Below are 2,500 nucleotides of genomic sequence, written 5' to 3' on the forward strand. Positions count from 1 at the left end.
GTCAAGCCCTCACCCGATTAGTAACAGTCAGCTCCATGTGTTACCACACTTCCACCTCTGCCCTATCTACCTCGTCGTCTTCAAGGGGGTTTACTTCTTAAAGAATGGGATATCTCATCTTGAGGGGGGCTTCACGCTTAGATGCCTTCAGCGTTTATCCCTTCCGGACTTGGCTACCCGGCCATGGCTTTGGCAAGCCAACCGGTCCACCAGCGGTCCGTCCATCCCGGTCCTCTCGTACTAAGGACAGCTCCTCTCAGATATCCTACGCCCACGCCGGATAGGGACCGAACTGTCTCACGACGTTCTGAACCCAGCTCGCGTACCGCTTTAATGGGCGAACAGCCCAACCCTTGGGACCTACTACAGCCCCAGGATGCGATGAGCCGACATCGAGGTGCCAAACCACTCCGTCGATGTGAACTCTTGGGAGTGATAAGCCTGTTATCCCCAGGGTAGCTTTTATCCGTTGAGCGATGGCATTCCCACTTAATACCACCGGATCACTAAGCCCTACTTTCGTACCTGCTCCACCCGTCGGTGTCGCAGTCAAGCTCCCTTCTGCCTTTGCACTCTTCGAATGGTTTCCGTCCATTCTGAGGGAACCTTTGGGCGCCTCCGATACCCTTTCGGAGGCGACCGCCCCAGTCAAACTCCCCGCCTGGCATTGTCCCACCGCCGGATTCACGGCGGCTGGTTAGAAGCCCAATATCACAAGGGTGGTATCCCAACAGCGGCTCCATAGCAACTGACGTCACTATCTCTCAGCCTCCCACCTATCCTGTACATGCAACACCGGACCCCAGTGCCAAACTGGAGTAAAGCTCCATGGGGTCTTTCCGTCCTGGCGCGGGTAGCCAGCATCTTCACTGGCACTTCAATTTCACCGGATGTATTGCCGAGACAGCGCTCAAATCATTACGCCTTTCGTGCGGGTCGGAACTTACCCGACAAGGAATTTCGCTACCTTAGGACCGTTATAGTTACGGCCGCCGTTTACTGGGGCTTAAATTCAAAGCTTCGACGTTATGTCTAACCTCTCCTCTTAACCTTCCAGCACCGGGCAGGCGTCAGCCCATATACCTCACCTTTCGGTTTCGCATAGACCTGTGTTTTTGCTAAACAGTTGCTTGAGCCTATTCTCTGCGGCCTGCTCTCGCAGGCACCCCTTCTCCCTAAGTTACGGGGCCATTTTGCCGAGTTCCTTGGCAATACTTCTTCCGCCGGCCTTAGGATTCTCTCCTCATCCACCTGTGTCGGTTTACGGTACGGGTACAATATAAACAATAGCGGCTTTTCTTGACGCATGGCTCACGGGCTTCGTTACTATATTTCACTCCACATCACGTCTTCCCATTGCATGGCGGATTTTCCTACCATACTGGTACCTCGCTTGTACCGGGCTTTCCATTCCCGGCTCCCGCTCTCCTTACGTGTCCCCACAGTTCTGTTATACTGCAGTACAGGAATATCAACCTGTTGTCCATCGGCTACGGCTCCCGCCCTCACCTTAGGTCCCGACTCACCCAGGGCAGATCAGCTTTACCCTGGAAACCTTGGATATTCGGCCTAGAGGATTCCCACCTCTATCTCGCTACTCATTCCGGCATTCTCTCTTCCATATAGTCCACAGCTCCTTACGGTACTGCTTCTTCCCATATGCAATGCTCCTCTACCAATCCTTACGGATTCCTTAGTTTCGGTGGCGCGTTTCAGCCCCGGACATTTTCGGCGCAGGACCTCTCGACCAGTGAGCTATTACGCACTCTTTGAATGTATGGCTGCTTCTGAGCCAACATCCTGGTTGTCTTCGAAATCCCACATCCTTTTCCACTTAACGCGCACTTTGGGACCTTAACTGTAGGTCTGGGCTCTTTCCCTTTTGACCGCCCAACTTATCTCGTGCAGTCTGACTCCCGGTGATATCTACACGGCATTCGGAGTTTGATATTCTTCGGTAGGCTTTGACGCCCCCTAGGAAATTCAGTGCTCTACCTCCGCAAGACTCACACCGAGGCTAGCCCTAAAGCTATTTCGAGGAGAACCAGCTATCTCCGGGTTCGATTGGAATTTCTCCCCTATCCACACCTCATCCCCACCCTTTTCAACGGATGTGGGTTCGGTCCTCCACTACCTCTTACGGCAGCTTCAACCTGGACATGGATAGATCACCCGGTTTCGGGTCTACTCCTACTGACTCTGGCCCTGTTAAGACTTGGTTTCCCTTCGGCTCCATCCCTTGAGGACTTAACCTTGCCAGTAAGCGTAACTCGCCGGACCGTTCTACAAAAAGTACGCGGTTGTGCTCATATGGCACTTCCACAGCTTGTAGACACAGGGTTTCAGGTTCTCTTTCACTCCCCTCCCGGGGTCCTTTTCACCTTTCCTTCACAGTACTATGCGCTATCGGTCACTAAGTAGTATTTAGCCTTAGGGGGTGGTCCCCCTTACTTCCCACAAGGTTCCTCGTGTCTCGTGGTACTCCGGATCCTGCTCAGTC

1 rRNA gene (cut by a window edge) is annotated in these 2,500 nt (G+C 53.4%); it reads right to left on the reverse strand.

Annotation, left to right across the window (positions count from 1 at the left end):
* Positions 1-2,500, reverse strand: a 23S ribosomal RNA gene (locus AC04Q6_RS04180) (its annotated part continues 387 nt past the right edge of the window); the annotation flags it as partial.

The sequence above is a fragment of the Blautia sp. HA9023 genome (genome assembly GCF_056504095.1).